This is a genomic window from Hyalangium sp. (assembly GCF_035629615.1).
In the GTDB taxonomy this organism is placed as follows: Bacteria; Myxococcota; Myxococcia; order Myxococcales; family Myxococcaceae; genus Hyalangium.
The window spans coordinates 1-18,523 of the sequence record NZ_DASPHO010000621.1 but is presented as its reverse complement, the minus strand read 5'-3'; the positions used below and the strand labels follow the sequence as shown (position 1 = coordinate 18,523).

Genomic DNA, 18,523 nt, shown 5'->3' with positions numbered 1-18,523 from the left:
ATTCCGCTCTCCCCGTGCCGGCGGCAGGCGGACCGTGCTGACGCGGACGAGGAGATCGGCGGCGAAGTCCAGGAAGGCCCGGAGGAGGGGCTCGGGGGCCCAGATCCGCAGCGGGTCCTCCGTGCGGAGGGACCGAGTGCGCTTGCGTGCCGGGCTGGGGCTGTCCGCGTCGTCGTCGTCGGGCACGGCGTGGGCGGCCAGCGGGAAGGCCTTGGCCAACGCGGTGACCCGCTCCATGTCGGTGGGCAGCGAGAGCGCGACGACCGAGCGAGCCTGCGTCTCACTGTCCACGGAGAGGATGCGGGGCACGAGGCGCTCGTGCCCGATGAGCTCCAGAGCCAGCTTCGCGGCGAAGCTCCAGACGGCCCAGGAGGCGGAGAGCCGCTCCAACTCATGGGTGCTCAACGCCGCCAGCCGGGGGAGTGCCCCCAGGAGGGGGACGGCCATGCCCTCGAACTCGCGGGCGTGCAGGTGCTCGTCCACGAGCAGGGCCTTGCCCGGCATGCCGGCAGGAGCGAGCGCCGAGGTCTGGGCCTTCGCTCCCCACACGAAGAAGCGGGGAGACGCGCGGTCAGGCAGGAAGACGAGGTGGGTCTCCACGCCGGGCGAGGGAGCCGCGCTGGCCGGCAGCGAACCTTCCTCTACAGGTAGTGTCTCTGCTGAGTGACTCATCAGGTAGACACATTGCCATGTGGGTTGCGCCGCGCAAGCTTCTCTTGAGAGAAGCGGCAGATCTCAGGAGGCGCTCGCTCGCTGTCTTAGAGCGCCGCCAACTCGTCCACCAAGGATTGGAGGCTGGGGTTGGAGGAGAGCACAGTGGCGCGCAAGGAAGCATCGCGGGCGATCTGCCCGAGAAGCAGTGGCCCGTGGATGGCCTTGTCGTACTTGCGGTGCTTGGTGCGGCGGAGAAGTTCCCTGACGGTCTCGAAGGCCTGCCGCTCTCCGTAGACATCCTCTACGGCATCGCCCAGTCCGAGCTTGTCGGCGACAGGAAGGATGAGGGACTCGCGCTCCCAAACGAGCACATGGGGGTGGAAGCCAGCCGAGATGCGTGCCCACTCGTCGTCGTTGCGTCGCTCCCGAGCCATGACCGCCATCTCCTTCTTGACGCTCTCGAGGAGAGGCACGAGTGACTTGTGGAGAGGAGGCTCTGGGGCGCTGACACCCAGCTGCTTCAAATGCCAGACGTTGCGCGCATCGATGACGTAGAAGACATGGTCAAAGCGGGGTGGGTAGTGGAACCGGTACAGCTCGTATTTCGCGCACTCCTTGAGGAGTTGCGCTGCTCCGTCGACGTTGCCTGGCTTGCGAGGGAACCTCAGGGGTTCTCGCCCCTCTTGGGCCCGCCGGGCTTGGACGCTGGCGCGGATGACTTCGTCCAGTCCGCCACCGGTCCTGTCTTCAGTGATGAGCTGGACGTGGATCACGACTCGGGGTCCCAGCTTTCGAGATCACGGCGCATCTCACGCAGGCTGAAGTTCTTGAGCCACTCCTGGAGTTGCGCCAGGTCGGGGCGCACCAACAGCGCACCTTCCGGGCCTCGGTTGGCGACGACGACGGACTCTGGAGACTCATCGAGCAGGCCGATGAGCGTGTCCGATTGGGTGGTGAAGAGGATGGGCTGACGATCCGAGAGGGAGCGCGCGGCTCCCACGAGCCTCCGCAGCGCATCTGGATGGAGGTGTTGCTCGGGCTCATCCACGGCGATGAGCGCGCTGCCTGGTTGGAAGATGGCGCAGAGGATGGCCAGGAAGCTCAGCGTGCCATCTGATAGCTCCGACGCATCGAACGATTGCCCAGAGTCTTCATCCCAGAAGAGCTGCACGGTGCCTCGGCTGACCGCAGGCATGCGCAGGTCCTTCAATTGCGGGAAGGCGAGACGGACGATCCCCAGGTACTCCTCCCAGTCCTCGGGACGCTCATCGCGCATCGAGGAGAGCACCGCGGCCAGGTTGTCGCCCGAGCGGGCCAACCGCGCTCCAGGCTCCAGACGTACCGGCCGGCGCATGGGGACTGCGTCGGGATCTGCCCAGGCGGCACCGGTGCGGAAGTAAGGGTAGATGGCAATCGCCGCCAGCGAGAGGCGGATGGCTTCGATGACGGGGTGTGCCATGCCCAGCTGCGAGAGCATCGACTCGCGCTCGTTGGGGACGGCGAGGGTGACGCCCGCGAGGGTGGCCTGGGCGCCCCGCCGGGTCAGCAGTGGCTCCCATTGGTGGTTCACTTGCTGAGAGAGGTGCTCGTCGGCGATGGCGAAGTCATAGGCCCCCAAGGGGCTCACGGAGAGCAGGTAGCGCAGCGCAGGCGCCTGGGGAGTACTCAGCTCTGCCTCGAGGGTGACCGTTGTACTCTGTCCACCCCTCGTCAGGAGTGCGCCAAGCCCTCCTCGTCGAACCAGTGCCTCAGACAGCTCGCCTCTCGCGGCTTCCGAGAGGAGCTGGAGCGCCTCCAGGACGGAGCTCTTCCCGCTCTGGTTGGGGCCGACAATCACGGTGAAGGGCGGTCGCAGCTCGAGTTCAGCCGATTGGAGCAACCGGAAGCCAGACACGCGAAGCTTCGTCAGATGCGTCCCCTCCGGTGCCTCGACACGCCGACCCTCGGGGTGGGAACGAGAGAACATTTTAAGCCAGCCCGGAGCCCTGGGGGACGCCTGCAAGGGTAGCTGCTCGTGCTGGACTTCGGCGCGAAGCAGCACGTCGGGAACGCCGGTGATGTAGAGGTTGACGGCCGTGGGCCCGAGGTCCCGAGCGTCGATGCGGGTGGTGTACGTCGCTCTCTCTGCCGCTGCCGCGGGAGCTGCTTGCCAGCGCAGGTCAGAAGCATCGAACCTGCGATCTGCGCGGCGCCCCTCCACATTCAGGATGAACCGAGAGGGATCCAGTCCCGTGAGTGCTTCCGTGTCTACCCGGAGGGAGGTGCCATCGCTGCCCGCCGAGAGCGAGTGAATGGGCCATGGCGCGACGAACTCGATCTTGCTCTTTTGGTTGGACCAACTCGAGCGATCAAGGGAGAAATCCGTGAACGCCCTGGTGACTCGCGAGAGTGACGAGTAGGTGTAGTTCGACTCTCGGGCGATGAGGGCATCCACCGACTCGTCGTGGCCCACGGCCTCCTTGAGAATGAGTCCGCTGGCTGTCACTTTGGAGCAGCGGCCAGGGTCCTCATGGGCATCGCGAGCGTAATACCAGTCTGAAGGGCCTCTCAGTTGGGGATGCACCTGCAGGGTCAGAGGAAGCAAGACGACCCGGCCCTGAGGATCTCGCCACTGTTGGAGTTCCCCCAGATCCAGTCGCTGGAGGATGTACTCAAGCTCTGTGATCGGAATGTCGCTCTGAAACGCGGTGACAGGACCCGCAGTGAGCATCGCCAGCGCAGGGGGCGCTGTCCTACGGCGGATCAGCCTCGCGTTCAGGGCGACGATGAGGTTCGGCTTGGCCGTCGTGACAACGGCGCCCAACCGGATGTGGTCGAAGCCCACCACATCCACAAGCTGCCTGGTCGCTGTGAGGAACTGCTCCAGAGCTGGATTCACAGTCATTGGACGCTACCACGCGCCCTCCTGCCTACCATGTGCTACTTGCGCGTGGAGGTGAGGTAGCGCTCCATCAGCGCGCGGGCCTCGGACAGCTTGGCGTCTACGAAGCGGTCCTCCTCGTCGGGCTCCGGAGGCTGGGGAGGCTGCTCGGCCGCTGCCTGAGCGTCCTCGCCGAAGTCCACCGCCGCCGCCAGCAGGTTGCGCGCCGGGTTGTTGCCCAGCAGCCGGGCGAGCACCGTCGTCTCCACCTCCAGCCACTTCGCCGACTGCCGCAGCACATCCAGGAACTCGCCCTCCAGCGTCTTCGAGGGCCGCCCCGGGCCGCCCACACACACCCGCGCGTAGCTGTTGCCCCTGTCCGCGTACAGCCCCACTGCGCGATCCCGGAAGTCCTGCGCCAGCGCCTGCGTCAGCTTCTCCAGGTGCTCCTCCAGGTGGCCCTCGCGGGGCTTCCGGGCCGTGGGCACCGTGACTTCCGCCACGTGCCAACCTGCATCCGCCAACGCGCTGTGGCTCTGGGTCCACTTCACTTCGGGCGTAGGCTGGCCGATCTCCTCACAGATGCGTCGCAGCGTCTGGCGCAGGGCGGTGAGGTTACCTTCGACATCGGACAGGAACAGGATGAGGCGAGGGTGTGACAAAGAGGTCTCCTTGGTGAGCACCCTTCAAAGCTCGTGCGCTGCCTTAGAATTTCCCCGAGGGCGCGCGCCTGCCTGCTCCTCGGGGAGGCTCGTCCGGCCTTACAAGGGGATGTTGCCGTGCTTGCGAGGCAGGTTCTCCTGCCGCTTGTCCTTCAGCATCTCCAGCGCCTGGATGACCCGGGCCCGCGTCTGCTCCGGACGGATCACCTCGTCGATGTAGCCCAGCTCCGCCGCCTTGAAGGGGTTGGCGAACTTGTCCCGGTACTCGTTCACCAGCCGCGTCCGCTCCGCGTTGGCCTCCGCGGCCTTGCCCAGCTCGTTGCGGAAGATGATGTTCACCGCGCCCTCCGGCCCCATCACCGCGATCTCCGCCGAGGGGTATGCGTAGTTGATGTCCGCGCGGATGTGCTTGGACGCCATCACGTCATACGCCCCGCCGTAGGCCTTGCGCGTAATCACCGTCACCTTGGGCACCGTGGCCTCGGCGAACGCATACAGGAGCTTCGCCCCGTGGGTGATGATGCCGCCCCACTCCTGGTCCGTGCCCGGCAGGAAGCCCGGCACGTCCACGAAGGTGACGAGCGGGATGTTGAAGCAGTCGCAGAAGCGCACGAAGCGCGCCGCCTTCACGCTCGCGTCGATGTCCAGGCACCCCGCCAGCACCGCCGGCTGGTTGGCCACCACGCCCACGGGCCGCCCGTTCATCCGCGCGAAGCCCACCACGATGTTCTTCGCGAAGTGCTCCTGCACCTCGAAGAAGTGCTTGTGGTCCACGACGGCCCGGATGATCTCCTTGATGTCGTAGGGCTTGTTCGGGTTGCTGGGGACGATGTCCTTCAGGCTCTCCTCGGCCCGGAACGGATCGTCATCACACGGCTGGACGGGCGGATCCTCCTGGTTGTTGGAGGGCAGGAACGAGAGCAGCTCGCGCGTCATGAGGATGGAGGCCTGCTCGTTCTCCGCGGCGAAGTGCGCCACGCCGGACTTCTGGTTGTGCGTGAGCGCGCCGCCCAGCGCCTCCTTCGTCACCTCCTCGTGCGTCACCGTCTTGATGACGTCCGGGCCGGTGATGAACATGTACGAGGTGTCCTTCACCATGAGGATGAAGTCGGTGATCGCCGGCGAGTACACCGCGCCGCCCGCGCACGGGCCCAGGATGAGAGAGAGCTGCGGCACCACGCCCGAGGCCAGCGTGTTGCGCAGGAAGATGTCCGCGTAGCCGGCCAGGCTCTCCACGCCCTCCTGGATGCGCGCGCCGCCCGAGTCGTTCAGGCCGATGACGGGCGCGCCCACCCGCGTGGCCAGATCCATGATCTTGCAGATCTTCTGCGCGTACGCGCCCGACAGCGAGCCGCCAAACACGGTGAAGTCCTGCGCGAAGACGAACACCTTGCGCCCCTCCACCGTGCCGTAGCCCGTGACGACGCCGTCCCCGAGGATCTTCTTGTCCCCCATGCCGAAGTCGCTCGAGCGGTGGGTGACGAACTTGTCCAGCTCGCAGAAGGAGCCGGGATCCAGCAGCAGGTCGATGCGCTCGCGCGCGGTGAGCTTGCCGGACTCGTGCTGCTTGGCGATGCGGTCCGTGCCGCCGCCCAGCTCGGCCTGCTTCTCCATCTGCTCGAGCCGTGCGCGAAGAGGGTCCTTCTCGGGAGTTCCGTCCATGGGCATGGGCCGCCCCTCTAGCACGATTGGGCAACGGGCGGCAGCAACGCCTCCACGGCCGCCACCTCCAGTCCGAAGCTCGCCCGCACCTCCGCCAGCGGTCTCTCCCACATCCGCGCCCAGGCCGCTCCGAAGAGGAGCCGGGCGCGCTTGCCGAGGAGCCACCCGCGGACGATGGCGCGCATGCGCACGTCCCGCTCAGGGAAGGCGAAGAGCAGGGTGTTGGCCAGCCCCCCGGTGAGGATGCCCGCGGCGAAGGGGCTGCCCAGCTGCGCCAGGCTGAAGGCCTGCAGGCCCAGCTCCCCGGCCACCTGGGTGGAGAAGCCCGTGAGCACGTGCCAGACGTCATGCACCTCCAGCATGTGGGCGCGGAAGTACTCCGCGTCTGTCCGGGCCGGCAGGCGGGGCAGCGCGGCCAGGTCCAATCCGTTGTCCAGCAGATGGTCCCCGAAGGCCCGGCCGAGCGTTCCGGGGGGCAGGGTGCGCAGGGCCGCCACATCCACAGGTCCGATCCGCGGGCGCTCCCGCAGCGCCTCGGCGGCCGAGGGGATGCTCCGGAGGCCTTCCGTGATGCGCCCCAGCGCCCGGGGGGGAGCGAGCACTCCCGCCAGCTCCACGATGTCCTCCAGCCGCTCGGGATCCCGGATGGTTCGCACCACCTGATACGCGGCCTTCACCATGCTCCATGGGTGCCTCATGACCCTGCCTCCAACCCCCCCACAGAGGAGGAAGGTAGGCAGGAGGAGTCCGGGCGGCCAGTCAGCCCCTTCCCAGCCACGTGCTTCCCACCCCGGCAGGACGGAGCTTCTCCAAGGACTGGAGTTCTCCGAGGAGGTGGTGATGCGCAGCACGCGAGGGGCGTTCCAGGTGGCCTCGTTCCGAGGCATCCCCATCCGCATCCACTTCTCCCTCATCCTCGCGCTGCCGCTGCTCGCCTTCATGTTCGGAGGCGTGGTCCGTCAAGCCGCGCGGCTGGCAGAGGTTCCGCCAGAGCTCGTGGGAGGGGCTCCTGTCCTCTGGGGGCTCGCTGTGGCGGTGGGGCTGTTCGCCTCCGTGCTCCTCCACGAGCTGGCCCACGTTGTCTATGCGCTGCGCACCGGAGGCCAGGTGCGCTCCATCACCTTGATGATCGTCGGCGGCGTGTCGGAGGTGACAGAGCTGCCCCGGCGCCACCGGGACGAGGACCTCATGGCGCTCGTCGGTCCGCTGACGAGCATCGGCCTGGGGGCCCTGCTCCTCGCGGCTCTGGCGCTGCTGCCCGAGTCGCGCTCCTTCAGCCCGCGGTTCGCCGTCTCGTATCTGGCGGGCCTCAACCTCTTCCTCGGGGTCTTCAACCTGGTCCCGGCCTTTCCCATGGATGGCGGGCGCATCCTGCGCGGGCTGCTCGCGGGGCGGCTGGGCATGGTGCGCGCCACGCGCGTGGCCGCGACGGTGGGCAAGGGCTTCGCGCTGATCTTCTTCCTCGTGGGGTTGTTCACGCTCAACCCCTTCCTCTTCCTCATCGCCCTGCTCGTCCTCACCGGCGCCGAGGGGGAGGCCCGGCAGGTGCGGATCCGCGCCGTGCTCGAGAAGCTGCGGGTGGAGCAGGTGATGACACCCCGGTTCCACGGCGTGGAGCTCGACACCTCCGTGGAGGAGGCCCTGGGGGATCTTCGCCGCGCCAGGCGGGTGGCACTCCCCGCCACCGAGCAGGACCAGCCGGTGGGGTGGGTGGCGCTCGGAGATCTGCTGAAGGTCCCCGAGCCCGAGCGTCCGCGCCTCACCGTCCGCGAGCGCGTGCAGCCGGCGGTGGAGGTGAGGCCCGGAGACGACGCCTGGTCCGCGATGCAGCGGATGGTGGAAGCACAACCGCCCTTGCTCCTGGTGCTGGAGCAAGGGCGGCTGGTGGGAACCGTGGATGGCAATGACTTCAACGCGGCCTTGCTGCTCCACATGTCCTCCGAGGAGGACCGGCAGGGCGGGTGGCCGCGCTGGCGCCAGGAACGTCCGGCCTGACGCCAGTGGGGGGGAGCTACTTCTTGGTCTCCACGCCCACCGCGCTCCAGCTCTCCTTCACCTTGGCCACCTCCACCGAGTCGGCCCCGTACAGGTCCGTGGCCGCCTTGATGGTGGCGTCACGCGCCTCGGCGAAGGTGGTCCGCGGCGTCATGTAGTTGGTCAGGGCGCGGCCGTAGATCTTCAGGCCCTTCTCGATCCCGATGCCGCCCTCCACCGTCGCCTTCGAGGTCTTGTTCGTACCGCCGTTGGACAGCAGGTAGAACGCGTTGTTGGCGATGCCGCTGGAGCCGTGGACCTCGGTCTGCTTCGGGTAGTTGCTGTAGTGATCGACCGAGTAGTTGTCCTTCGTCGGGTCGTTCATGTAGCGCAGGGCGTCCGTCGGGTCGCCGTTGTTCGGCGTCCAGGCGTCCTCTCCTACGGCCCAGTCGAACTTCACCGCCTCGTTCTTCTGGGAGGCGTACCACTCCACGCCGGTGCCCATGATGTCGCTGAAGGCCTCGTTCAGGCCGCCGGACTCGCCGCTGTAGACGAGGCCCGCGGTGCGCTCGGTGAGGCCGTGGGTGATCTCGTGGCCGGCGATGTCCAGCGTGGTCAGCGGACCGGCCGTCTTGCCGTCGCCGTCGCCGTAGTTCATCTGCGAGCCGTCCCAGTAGGCGTTCACGTAGTTGTTGCGGATGTGGACGTTGGACTGGAGCTTCTCGCCCTTGCCGTCCAGCGAGTCGCGGCCGAGCACGTTCTTGTAGAAGTCGTACGTCATCTGCGCGCCGTAGTGCGCGTCCACCGCGGCCTTGGTGCGTGAGTCGTCGCCGGCCTCACCCCAGGTGTTGTTGGCGTCCTTGAAGGCCACCGGGTTGCTCGCCTGCTGCTTGTTCTGCGCGTCCAGCGTCACCACGCCCTTGCCGCGCGAGGCGTCATCCAGGCTGAAGCTCCCGTCCGCGTTCTGCTTCGTGTTCAGATCCACCTTGCCGCTGTAGATCGAGGCGTCGTCCCCGCTGCCCACGGGAGGAGGAGGAGGAGGAGGCTGGTCCGCCTTCGGGGTGGCCGTGAGGCTCCAGTTCTTCAGGGTGCCCGTGTCGCGGCGGGCCTTGTCCTCCACGGTGAGCGTCCACTCGCCCGCGGTCTTCTCGCCGGCGAACTGGGTGGACAGGTCGAACGAGCCCTTGAGGTCGTCCGCGCTGCCGCCCGCGCGGTCGCTGATCACCGCCGACTTGCCCGAGGGGCTCGTCAGCGTCACCTTCAGGTCACCCCGGTACGTGTGGGCCAGGTCCAGGTCCAGCTTCAGCTTGTCGATCGTCGCGTCCTGGCCGAGCGTGATCTTCGAGGTGGTGGTGGCCATGTCCTTGATCTCGGCGTTCGGAGTGGCCGAGCCCGTCACCGGCGTGGGCTCCGTCACGTTCCGCCCGGGGATCTCGATGCCGCCCATCTGGTTCCACTTCTCGTGGACCTTCCCGGTGTCACCGTCGATCAGGTAGTTCTGCCGCTGCGGGCGCGCGTCCTTGTTGGTGGTGTTGGTCAGCTCCACGTGGTAGCCGGTGTGGTACTTGCCCTCGGCGTCCTGGAAGACGACCTTCTCCATCGTCGGCTTGCGGTCCGTCTTGCCCGCGAAGTCCTTCTGCGCGATGGCCAGCGCATCCTTGGCGGAGAGCTTCGTCTCCTTGGAGCCCAGGCCCGCGGGGATCTCCGAGGCGTTCCCCGTGACGCTGTCCACCTGGCCCTCGCGGTCCAGGTGGCTGATCACCTGCTCGCCGAAGACCTTCGTGCCCTCGTGCATGCGGTCCAGGCGCACGTGCGTCATGCCCAGCTCGTCCCGCTCGATGGTGCGCGGGGTGAAGGCCTTGGACGCGTCGAAGGCGGGGCCGAGCAGCGTCTGGGGGGACTGCTTGTTGAGGTAGTCGAGCGAGGTCTGCACCGCGGCCTGGCCCTCGCGGCTCGAGGGCGACACCGGCCCGGGCAGGGGAACCTCGCGGGCCGCCGTGCCAGTCAGCTCGGTGGGGCCGCGGCGCGCCTGGGTGAAGCCGGACTGCTCCACCGACGGCTGCGCGCGGGCGGGCGTGGCGGCCGGGGTCTTCACGGTGTTGGCAGCCTGGGACTCCGTGCTGCGGGTGGTGGGGACAACGGGGGGCTGACCATCAAGGCGGCGGATCGTCACGGTGGGCCTCGCGAAAGTTGGTGTGGGAATGTGTGAGGGACAACCTGATTATCGACGTGGCGTGAAAGGTGTTGCGTCGTGCGATTAAATAGGTGGAGGTAGGTGTGAGTCGGTGCGGTGTCTACCCTGTGATCAAGGGCTTGGCAGGGGCCTCGCGCCGGAGTTTCCAGCGGAGACGCAGTTTTCCGGGATGCTAGCACCCCCTGGCTGGCGGATCAGCAGGGGGGCTCGATTTATTGGAAGGAGGGAGCGCGATCAGGGCTTGCCGGTGGAGGCCGGCAGCGTCCAGGTGAGGGAGAAGCGGTGCCCCCCGCCCGGCGCGCTGTCGAGCCACCCGGAGATGCGCTCACTGTTGGAGAGCAGGGAGCCCGCCTCGGCGCTCATGGCGAAGAGGCCCACGAGCTGCTGGTTGGACATGATGTCGATCAGCGACACCTGGGAGAGCCCTCGCGCCACCTTCTTGGGGTCCGCGGTGAAGTCCACGGCATGGGGCAGCTTCGCGCCCTTCTCCGAGAGCGAGTCGAGCAGGGTCTTCACCACCGCCTCGTCGTTGCCGAGGATGAGCTGCTGTCCCTTCTGGAGCACGAAGACGGTGCCGCCCTTGAGGGCGAGCGAGTACCCATTCTCCAGCGCCTGGGCTCCGGGGAAGCGCGCAAGGGGGGCGAGCGCCTCCTTGAGCTTCGCCGCGTCCTTCACCTGCGCGGCCACCGCCTGGCGTGGGGCGAAGAAGCGGCCCTCGGGCGTGCGCAGCGAGGCCTTCACCTGCACGCTGTCCACGAGCATGAGCAGGTGTCCCGTGAGCTGCTGCGTCACCGCCTGCGCCACGGCTTGCACCTGCTCGGGCTGGCACGAGGCGCAGATCTGCTGAATGCTGTACCGCACGGCGCCCACGGCCTGGGACAGGCCCGCGGGGGCCACCTGCGCGCGGCTGAAGAGGAGGCCCTCCAGCTTCATGGCTCCATAGGGGCTGGAGCCCGAGGTCTGGAAGGGGGGGAGCGGGAGCCGGGTGGCCGTGCCCTCTGCCTGCAGTCCGTCAGCGGTGCCGTCCAGGCCCACCACGGTGGGGCCCTGGAGGACGTAGACGGCGCCGGGCAGCTTGCCGAGCCGCGCATCCGGCGCGGGGGCCTTGCCCATCAGCTTCACCGTGTCCTTCAACAGATCATCGTCGTCATAGCGGGTGGCGAAGGAGCACGCCTCCTGTCCCTTGAGGACGTAGCCGGCGCGGCCGGTGCCGCGAGGGGCGCTGGCGGTCGTCAGGCCCTTGGCGGTGGCCGTCTTGACGGGGGTGGTGGAGGTCAGCGCCTCGTTCGCCTTGGCCTGGAAGGCCTTGGGGTCCGCCAGCCGCGAGCAGGACACCTCGCCGCTCCGAATGAAGGAGAGGGTGGTAGGACCGGCCGGGTCGATGCCCACGGCGGTGAGGGTCTCCGGGCGCAGGGGGTCCAGCGCGAGGAAGGGGTGGAACTCGGGGATCCAGGTGGAGGGGCGTAGCAGGGCGGCGTAGGTTCCCGCGCGCGACATGAAGGCATGGAGGCCGGAGAGCTTGTCCAGCTGGGGGATGTGGACGGCGGTGGTCGCCGAGTCAAGGGCGCGGGGGGCGGGAGCCGCCGCGAGCGTGGTGGCCAGGAGGAGCGAGAGCATGGACCCAGGTGAGAGCAGCCACGCTCCCACCCTGTCAAGCGGGCAGAACGTGCTCTCACCTCAGCGCACGAAGAGCGTGCGCTCCACGTAGCTGATGTCCTCCGGGTCGTAGAACCGTTGCCACCACGGCTTCGCGCCCTTCTCGAGCTTCGAGCCCTGGAGGATCAGCGGCTGGGTCTGGCTCGCGCCCTGGACCGAGTCGCGGAACTCGTAGTGGTCCACCAGCCGGATGCCCTCCACCGCGTACGCCTGGACGATTGCCCGATCGTAGATGGCCAGCAGGTTGTCGCCGTTGGCCTCCTCGCCGCCCTCGGCCAGGTTGGACGAGCCCGCGAACACCACCGGATCCGCGTCATTGAAGTCCACCACCGCGAACTTGTGGTGGATCACCTGCCCCATGCCCCCGCTCCACTCTTCATGGAAGGACGGTGGCATGTGCCCCTTGAGGGCCTCGAAGCCCACCAGCACGCCGTTCTTGTGGCCTGGCCGGTAGAGGGACAGGCCCTTCGAGTGTTGCGTCACGCCGTAGCTGAACAGGCGATCCTTCTTCGGCAGGCCGCGCAGCTCCTCGAGCACCTTCCCGCCGCCGTCCAGCTCCATGACGGCGTAGATGACCGAGCTCCGCGCCTTCGCGATCGACTTGCTCACCCGATCCAGCGAGAGGGTCCCATCCGCGTGCGGAGAGAACGCCACCCCGAACCGGGGCAGCCCCGGCTTCTCGAAGTCGAACCACTGCTGGGAGATGGGCGTCTTCGCGAAGCCCTTCATGTTGGTGAACGCCGTCTCGAAGGCCTCCTCGTACTTCTCCGCCACGTCCGGATCCTGGAAGTGCAGCACCGAGTTCGCCTGTACGTACAGTCCCCGCAGCGAGAAGTTGGCCGAGCCCGTGAGCACGCTGTGCGGCTTGCCGTTCACCTTGCGGATGAAGATCTTGTTGTGCGCGAAGCGCTTGAAGTTGCCGGAGACGACGTTCTTCTCTCCCGCGGACGCTCTCAGGCGCTTGAGGACCTCGATCTCCATCGCGCCCGGCTTGGTGTGCAGGGAGGCGTCGTCCAGCACCGCCCGCAGCCGGCCCTTGAGCGCCTCCAGCTGCTTCACGATGCGCGGCTCGTCGATGTCGTACGCGAAGAGATCCAGCGTGGAGTGCGGGTCCTTCACGCAGGTGTCGATGAAGTCGACCATCATCTTGCGCGCGTGGAACCCGAGCCACACGTACTTCTCCTCGAAGGAGGCGTAGTCGTAGTCCAGGGACTTCGGCGTCGGCCCGAAGGGGAGATCCTTTCCCCACTTGTCCATGTACGCCTGGGAGGAGAGGTTCCCGCGGGTGAAGCCCAGCTCGAAGGGCCCGGGCTTCGGCTGGATCTCCAGCGCCACCGTGACGGAGGGCCCCGGCTCCGGCTTCGTCTTCCCCGGGGGCAGGTACATCGCAGTCACTTTGTACCGGTACTCGCCCGCCTCCACGTCGTGGGGCGCGTGGAACCAGCGGAACTTCTGGAAGGGCGCCTCATGGGACGGCGTGAACGGGTGATCCGCCGCCGCCGTCTGGCTGTGGACGCCCTGCTCGTAGTTGAGCCGGTTGCGCAGGGACTCGGACTTTCCGTCCGGCGAGGTGACCTGGACGGCGAAGCCCGTCAGGTCCTTCGTCAGGTGGGAATCGAGATCGAAAGCGAGCAGGGCCGCGCGGTCTCCGCGGATGGCTTTCACGGTGAGGCCTTGGTGGACACCTTGAGCATGCAGCACCTGAGTCATGACGGTTCTCCCTTGGAAATGCGTGGTTGCGTTAGCCCTTCGGCTCCGTCAGCTCCAGGAGCCGCTCTGCCTCGTCCCGCACCTCATCCGGCGGTTTCACGGAAGGGCTCGGGTTGTCCCAGAAGAAGTCGTACACCGCGCTCATGTGCGACTTCTCGAAGCCGAGCTTGTCGGCGAAGGCCTGGGCCTCCGGGGACTTGCGCTCCTTCCGGAGCTGCTTCAGCGCCAGGTAGATGAGCCGAGCGCCCGGGAAGCTGTGCTCCGCGGAGTCCGTGCCGGCGACGAACTCGGTGACCTCCGGCCGGAGGAGCGAGGGATCCGTGGCGACCTGCGCCTTCGCCTCTCCCAGGGCGGCGCGGACCGAGGGGAACTCGGACTCGCTGAAGGCGCTCTTCTGCAGCAGCCCCGCCGTCACCTTGGGATCCATGCCCCAGTTCTGCAGCTCGAACGTCGCCTGCGCCAGACCGAGCGCGGAGGCCGCAGAGACGGCCGCGAAGTTGGCCTTCAGCTTCGAGTCCACATGCTGCAGCGAGGCGACCAGGCGGAACCCGGAGAACTCTCCTCGCATGCGCGAGACTCCATCCTGGAGGCTCGTCCCCTGGAGCGCCTTCCGGAGGAAGAGCTCGTAGACGAGCTTGGACGTGTCTCCCGAGCCGTCCACCGAGGTGATGTCTCCGAAGCCGAGCTTCTGTGCCGTCGTCGACGCCACGGACTGTGAGCGGAGCACGATCCGGTCATAGTCGGTGTCGCTGGCGCTCCCAGCGCCGTCGGCGGAGACGGGCTGCCCCAGGGTGTAGCGGCGGCCGATCGCCCGGGACAGCGGGTCCTGGGCCTCCGAGTCATCGAGCCACATCCTGGCGGTCTGCCGGGCCAGCTTGAACGCATCCGAGCCAGGGGCGCCGGTCGCCTGCCACACGTCGTAGACCCGGGCCACCTCCGCCACCAGGATGCGCTCTCCCGCGGCCTTGGCCTTCGCCAGCGCGGCCTCCTTCGTGAGGTTCTTGGCGATGGAGCTCACCGCGAAGGCCACCGAGAGCGCCTTGTTCACCGCGAGCCGGGCATAGGGCCCTTGGAACTGGACGGACAGCGGCACGGGGCGGACCTTCAGGTCCGGATCGGGAGCGAGCAGCGCCTTGGAGACGGTGTCGCGGATGTGGGTATCGAGGCTGAGGACGGTCTGGGCATCGAAGACGCCGGGGGTGGGGAGCCACTCCAGGGCCGCCGGCTCCGAGAGCCCGAACATCTCGATGGCGTAGGACACCTGGGAGAGCCCCAACTCCGAGGCCCACGCGATGGGCAGCCGGTCGGTGAGCTGCACCTTGCTGTCGAGCTTGCTGTTCTGGACGTGGATCCGGAAGCCGACGCCCCACCGGAGCGTGTAGCCTGTCTTTCCCTCCGCCTTCGCGACGGTGTCGTGGGTGTTGACGAAGTCCCACGAGCGCTCGTCCCAGTGGGTCTTTCCATCCGTGTCGGCCATCCCGAACAGGCCGACGGAGAACGTCGAGTCCACGGTGGTGTTGAGCGCACCTGAGACGGCATCGGTCAGGTCCTTGGCTCTCGGCCGCTCAGGCAGCGGCGCGAGCTCCCCTTTGTCCGCGAAGTCGATGAGGGGGAGCACGAAGGCCCCCGCCTCCACATCCAGACTGATCGGCACCCACTGGGCCATGACTCCCTCCTCTGGGGATGGCGAGGGGGCGCAGCGGCTCGCCCTCGGTTGGCTGGTTCCTCGACACTGCAAGGCATGCGCCGAGCGGCGGAGGAGCCCTCGGTGCTCGGAGAACCCTCGTAGAGCGCGGGAGAAGGACGCGAGCGCGGCCTGCGGCGGCTGCGGAAAGCGCAGGGCCTGGGTGCGGATTCCGCAGTGGGGGCCGCCGTTCGGTGGAGGGAGCTCGAATAAACGGCCCTGCAGTCCGTCCGTGTCTCGCACACGGAGGGGCGCAGCTGACCCCTCACACAACCCGCCTTCTCGGACACGCACCATGAACCGACTCTCTTCTGCCCTTGTGGTTCTCTCCCTCTTCCTCGCGGGCGCTGCGCACGCCCAGGACTGGCGCAACCGCTCGGAGCGCACGCAAGACCGCCGCGAGGTGCACCAGGACAAGCGCGAGATGCGCGACGACCGGTGGGATATGGCCCAGCTCCAGGCCCTGCTGACGCGCTTCGATCAGGCGTGGGCCCAGAGGAGCGAGAGGGGGATGGCCGCGGTGGAGGCCCAGCTGGGCGAGCTGCTCCGCGCGGAGCTGGCCGAGGGCCGAGCGGAGCTGGCGCGTGACAAGGCCGAGGTCCGCAGGGACAACCGGGAGGTGCAGGGAAGCCGGCGGGAGCTCGGCCGCGACGAGCTCTGGGGAAGGCCGGGAGCGTACGCGGATGATCGCCGGGATCTGAAGGATGACCGCCGCGACCGGCGCGATGACGTCCGGGACGCTCGGGCGGAGGCGGCTTCGCTGAGGACGAAGGTGGCGATTGCGCGGGAGCTGTCCACCCTGATGGGCAGCCGGAGGCCCGGGGACCTGCAGCGGATGCGCTCGATCATCGTGGAGCTCATGCAGCTCGGCCAGAAGGAGCTGCGCGAGAACCAGAAGGAGCTGAAGGAGGATCGGCGCGAGCAGCACGAGGACCGCCGCGAGCGGCGCGAGGCTCCTCGCCGGCACTTCTGAGGAGCGCCGTCACGGAGAGCTGGCGGGCACCCCCGCGAGCTCTCCGTGCTCCCCGTTGGCGGCAGTGAGGCTCAGGGCTCGAGCTGCAGAACCGTGGATTGCCACCTCGCGGTGCCCTCTTCGGCGCCGCGGGCGACCGTCAGGATCGTGGGTGTCCTGAGCCCATGCCAGCCGAGCGACGCGCCAATGACATCGTCTTCCTCGTAGTCGGTCTCGCCGCCCGCCTGACCGGACTGTGACTGACCGCTGGCGAAGACCAGCGTGCGCGACGGATCCACGGCGGTGATGGGCATGTCGACCTCTGAGGTGCTCGAGTCCATCGTCACATGGACGTGCTGTGCTGACGCGCGCGCACCGAAGTCGATGAGCTCCCAGGAGATGGCGTCGATGTCCGCGTCCGTGCAACCCGTAGCATTCGCGCCGCGCGTGAAGGTGATGGCGTTGGGTGAGAGCACTCCCCGCAGGACCCGGTCACAGATGATCGAGTCGTCGGTCTCAGAGGCCCGGTAGGTGAAGAGCAGCGCGGAGGAGCTGAGGTTCACCCCCGACGGGACGGAGACGGTGAGCGAGGTGCCGCTCATGGGGCCTGTCACGCCACGCGTGACGGTAGCGCCGGTGAGCTCCACCACCTGGAGCGAGGCCCTCCAGCTCGGGGTGCAAGGGGTGGAGAACTGGAGGTCCACGCGGTTCGTCGCGGCGAGCGAAGCGGTATAGAAGTCATCGTCCCCCTGGGTGCTGCCGTCCTGCTCGGAGCTCACCAGCAGGAAGGTGCTCTGCGGGCTCGCGACGGGCTGGATGGTGACCTGCCGGAGGGCAGCACCCCCGCAGGTGGTCTGCAGGTGCTGGACCTTCAGCCCGGAAGGAAGCTCGGCCGTCTGCCACACGATATCGATCTCCGGCTCGTCGTCGCCTTCGTCGCCGTCATTGCGGCTGCACGTGAGGGTGTCCAGGGCCGTGAGCGAGCAGCGCAAGCTCGCGGTGTCGGGAGAGTCGTCGTCGGAGCTGGCCTGGAACATCAGCAGCGTCTTCGACAGGTCGAGCTGCGGAGGGGAGATGGGGCACGTCACCGAGCGGGCGCCGAGCGGCAGGGTGCAGAGGTCGGTGCGCACCGCAGGGAGGATCGTCTCGTCCTGGCTCGCCGGGGAGAGGCCCGAGACCGTGGCGGTGAGGGGGAAGGTGCCGCGGGTCTTTCCCTTGAAGTAGAAGCGGGTCCGCGCGGAGCCCGCGGAGAACACCGCCTCGGAGGTAGAGGCGGTGCACGCCGCGTCCGTGAAGAAGGAGAAGCCCGCGGAGGCCTGCGCGAACAGCGCCACCCTCGTTTGCGAGGAGAACGGGGAGGGGTTGCCGTAGGCGTCGCGGGCCTCGAGCTCCACCAGGGAAGAGCAGCCTCCCGCTGGGAGTGTCTGGGAAGAGGTGATGAAGGACACGATCGCCGGTGCAGCGGGGGTAATGGTCTCGTTCTGGAGTGGGGGGAGCATCCCGCTGATCAGCACGGTGATCCGGACGGACTGCGCCACGGTCCCTCGGAAATAGAAGGTGGCGCGGCTGCTCCCGGCTGGCAGCGTCAGGACGAAGGCGGAGGTGCTGCAGGCCGCGTCTCGGTAGAAGCCGAAGCCTGTGTTCGGCTGTGCGCTCAGGACGAGGTTCGTATTCGCGTCCACGGGAGCGGCTCTCCCCATCGAGTCTTGCGTCTCGACCACCACTGCCCCCGAGCACTGTCCTGCCACCATCGTCTGAGCGGGGGTGATGAAGTTGAGCTGGGTGGGCTGGGGAGGGCTCCCCCCATCCGGCGTGCCCGCGTCCGCTCCGCCATCCGTTCCACCCCCATCTGCCGTCCCCCCGTCACTTCCTCCGTCGCTCCCCCCATCCGGCCCGCCGTCGCTTCCCCCATCCGTCGGGCCGCCGTCCGTTGGGCCGCCGTCCGTTGGGCCGCCATCCGGTGTCCCCGCGTCCGTCCCACCATCCGGCGGGTCCACGGGGCCTCCCTCGGGCTGGCACACGCCCTCGAGGCAGACAAAGCCCAAAGTGCACTCGGTGTCCTGGGTGCACGGGTAACGTCGCGTGTCGGCACCCGTGGAGCCGCAGTCGCATCCCGGCAACGAGACCAGGAGTGTCAGCACCAGCGCGGAGAGCCAGGACAGGATGCGTGACTGAGAGGACTGGCTCATGGGAACTCACCTCCGACTGTCACCCCCGCCGGGGTGGCGGAGACCGTTACAGGCGCACCGAGCACCCAGAGCGTTCCTCCCGCGATGGCCGAGGCGCCCGCGACGCCAAAGAGGACGTTCGCGAGCCGGGCGCTCGAGCGGGCCCGTTCATCCAGAGCGAGGGCTTCACGCTGCGTCAGGCCCGTGGTGAGGCCTCGCTCATCCACCGGGGCCCCTTCCACCTCCGTCCGGGCACTGCGCGAGCGCAACCCGAAGTACCCACCTGCCGCCCCTGTCCCCACCGCTACCCCCAGGCTCACGTATGCCGCGGTGCGCAAAGGCGAGCC

12 protein-coding genes and 2 pseudogenes are annotated in these 18,523 nt (G+C 68.0%); 2 read left to right on the top strand and 12 right to left on the bottom strand.

Features of this window, described 5'->3' with window-relative positions; translation table 11 throughout:
- The 6 genes and pseudogenes from VD972_RS31600 to VD972_RS31575 form a co-directional block, all read right to left on the bottom strand.
- A pseudogene (locus VD972_RS31600) lies at positions 1-672 on the bottom strand (hypothetical protein); the annotation flags it as partial.
- Positions 673-758: 86 nt separating this feature from the next.
- On the bottom strand, positions 759-1,427 hold the full coding sequence (locus tag VD972_RS31595; RefSeq protein WP_324992502.1) for a hypothetical protein: 669 nt from the start codon (positions 1,425-1,427) through the stop codon (positions 759-761).
- Complete coding sequence (locus tag VD972_RS31590) at positions 1,424-3,106, bottom strand: AAA family ATPase (protein WP_324992501.1); 1,683 nt, start codon at positions 3,104-3,106, stop codon at positions 1,424-1,426. Before VD972_RS31590 ends, VD972_RS31595 begins: the two co-directional genes overlap by 4 nt.
- Positions 3,107-3,573: 467 nt before the next feature.
- A complete protein-coding gene (locus VD972_RS31585) occupies positions 3,574-4,176 on the bottom strand; it encodes a hypothetical protein (protein ID WP_324992500.1) in 603 nt (200 codons plus the stop codon).
- Positions 4,177-4,275: 99 nt separating this feature from the next.
- The gene (locus VD972_RS31580) at positions 4,276-5,838 is read right to left on the bottom strand and encodes an acyl-CoA carboxylase subunit beta (protein WP_324992503.1); all 1,563 of its coding nucleotides are present in this window, start codon (positions 5,836-5,838) and stop codon (positions 4,276-4,278) included.
- A gap of 17 nt (positions 5,839-5,855) precedes the next feature.
- A complete protein-coding gene (locus VD972_RS31575) occupies positions 5,856-6,536 on the bottom strand; it encodes a Coq4 family protein (protein WP_324992499.1) in 681 nt (226 codons plus the stop codon).
- A gap of 142 nt (positions 6,537-6,678) precedes the next feature.
- Here VD972_RS31575 and VD972_RS31570 point away from each other — a divergent pair, with 142 nt between their 5' ends.
- On the top strand, positions 6,679-7,833 hold the full coding sequence (locus tag VD972_RS31570; RefSeq protein ID WP_324992498.1) for a site-2 protease family protein: 1,155 nt from the start codon (positions 6,679-6,681) through the stop codon (positions 7,831-7,833).
- A gap of 16 nt (positions 7,834-7,849) precedes the next feature.
- On the opposite strand, the gene VD972_RS31565 is transcribed toward VD972_RS31570, so the two are convergent.
- From VD972_RS31565 to VD972_RS31550, 4 genes are all read right to left on the bottom strand, one after another.
- The gene (locus VD972_RS31565; protein ID WP_324992497.1) at positions 7,850-9,985 is read right to left on the bottom strand and encodes a M4 family metallopeptidase; all 2,136 of its coding nucleotides are present in this window, start codon (positions 9,983-9,985) and stop codon (positions 7,850-7,852) included.
- Positions 9,986-10,240: 255 nt separating this feature from the next.
- On the bottom strand, positions 10,241-11,623 hold the full coding sequence (locus VD972_RS31560; protein ID WP_324992496.1) for a hypothetical protein: 1,383 nt from the start codon (positions 11,621-11,623) through the stop codon (positions 10,241-10,243).
- A gap of 60 nt (positions 11,624-11,683) precedes the next feature.
- Positions 11,684-13,372 (bottom strand): phospholipase D-like domain-containing protein, encoded by a 1,689-nt coding sequence (locus VD972_RS31555; RefSeq protein WP_324992495.1) that lies wholly within the window; start codon positions 13,370-13,372, stop codon positions 11,684-11,686.
- 31 nt (positions 13,373-13,403) lie between these two features.
- Entirely contained in the window at positions 13,404-15,038 is a 1,635-nt protein-coding gene (locus VD972_RS31550; RefSeq protein ID WP_324992494.1) for a hypothetical protein, read from the bottom strand.
- A 313-nt stretch (positions 15,039-15,351) separates the two neighbouring features.
- On the opposite strand from VD972_RS31550, the gene VD972_RS31545 reads away from it, so the two are divergent.
- Positions 15,352-16,029, top strand: a complete 678-nt coding sequence (locus VD972_RS31545; protein WP_324992493.1) for a hypothetical protein — start codon at positions 15,352-15,354, stop codon at positions 16,027-16,029.
- Positions 16,030-16,100: 71 nt separating this feature from the next.
- Here VD972_RS31545 and VD972_RS31540 read toward each other — a convergent pair whose 3' ends face one another.
- A complete protein-coding gene (locus VD972_RS31540) occupies positions 16,101-18,197 on the bottom strand; it encodes a hypothetical protein (RefSeq protein WP_324992492.1) in 2,097 nt (698 codons plus the stop codon).
- Positions 18,194-18,523, bottom strand: a pseudogene (locus VD972_RS31535) (hypothetical protein); the annotation flags it as partial. The pseudogene VD972_RS31535 and the gene VD972_RS31540, both read right to left, overlap by 4 nt.

Excerpts from the sequence above, each read along its gene's own strand:
- VD972_RS31560 (WP_324992496.1), bottom strand. The coding sequence starts at position 11,623 with ATGCTCTCGCTCCTCCTGGCCACCACGCTCGCGGCGGCTCCCGCCCCC.
- VD972_RS31550 (WP_324992494.1), bottom strand. The coding sequence starts at position 15,038 with ATGGCCCAGTGGGTGCCGATCAGTCTGGATGTGGAGGCGGGGGCCTTC.
- VD972_RS31540 (WP_324992492.1), bottom strand. The coding sequence starts at position 18,197 with ATGAGCCAGTCCTCTCAGTCACGCATCCTGTCCTGGCTCTCCGCGCTG.
- VD972_RS31580 (WP_324992503.1), bottom strand. The coding sequence starts at position 5,838 with ATGGACGGAACTCCCGAGAAGGACCCTCTTCGCGCACGGCTCGAGCAG.
- VD972_RS31570 (WP_324992498.1), top strand. The coding sequence starts at position 6,679 with ATGCGCAGCACGCGAGGGGCGTTCCAGGTGGCCTCGTTCCGAGGCATC.
- VD972_RS31575 (WP_324992499.1), bottom strand. The coding sequence starts at position 6,536 with ATGAGGCACCCATGGAGCATGGTGAAGGCCGCGTATCAGGTGGTGCGA.
- VD972_RS31555 (WP_324992495.1), bottom strand. The coding sequence starts at position 13,372 with ATGACTCAGGTGCTGCATGCTCAAGGTGTCCACCAAGGCCTCACCGTG.
- VD972_RS31545 (WP_324992493.1), top strand. The coding sequence starts at position 15,352 with ATGAACCGACTCTCTTCTGCCCTTGTGGTTCTCTCCCTCTTCCTCGCG.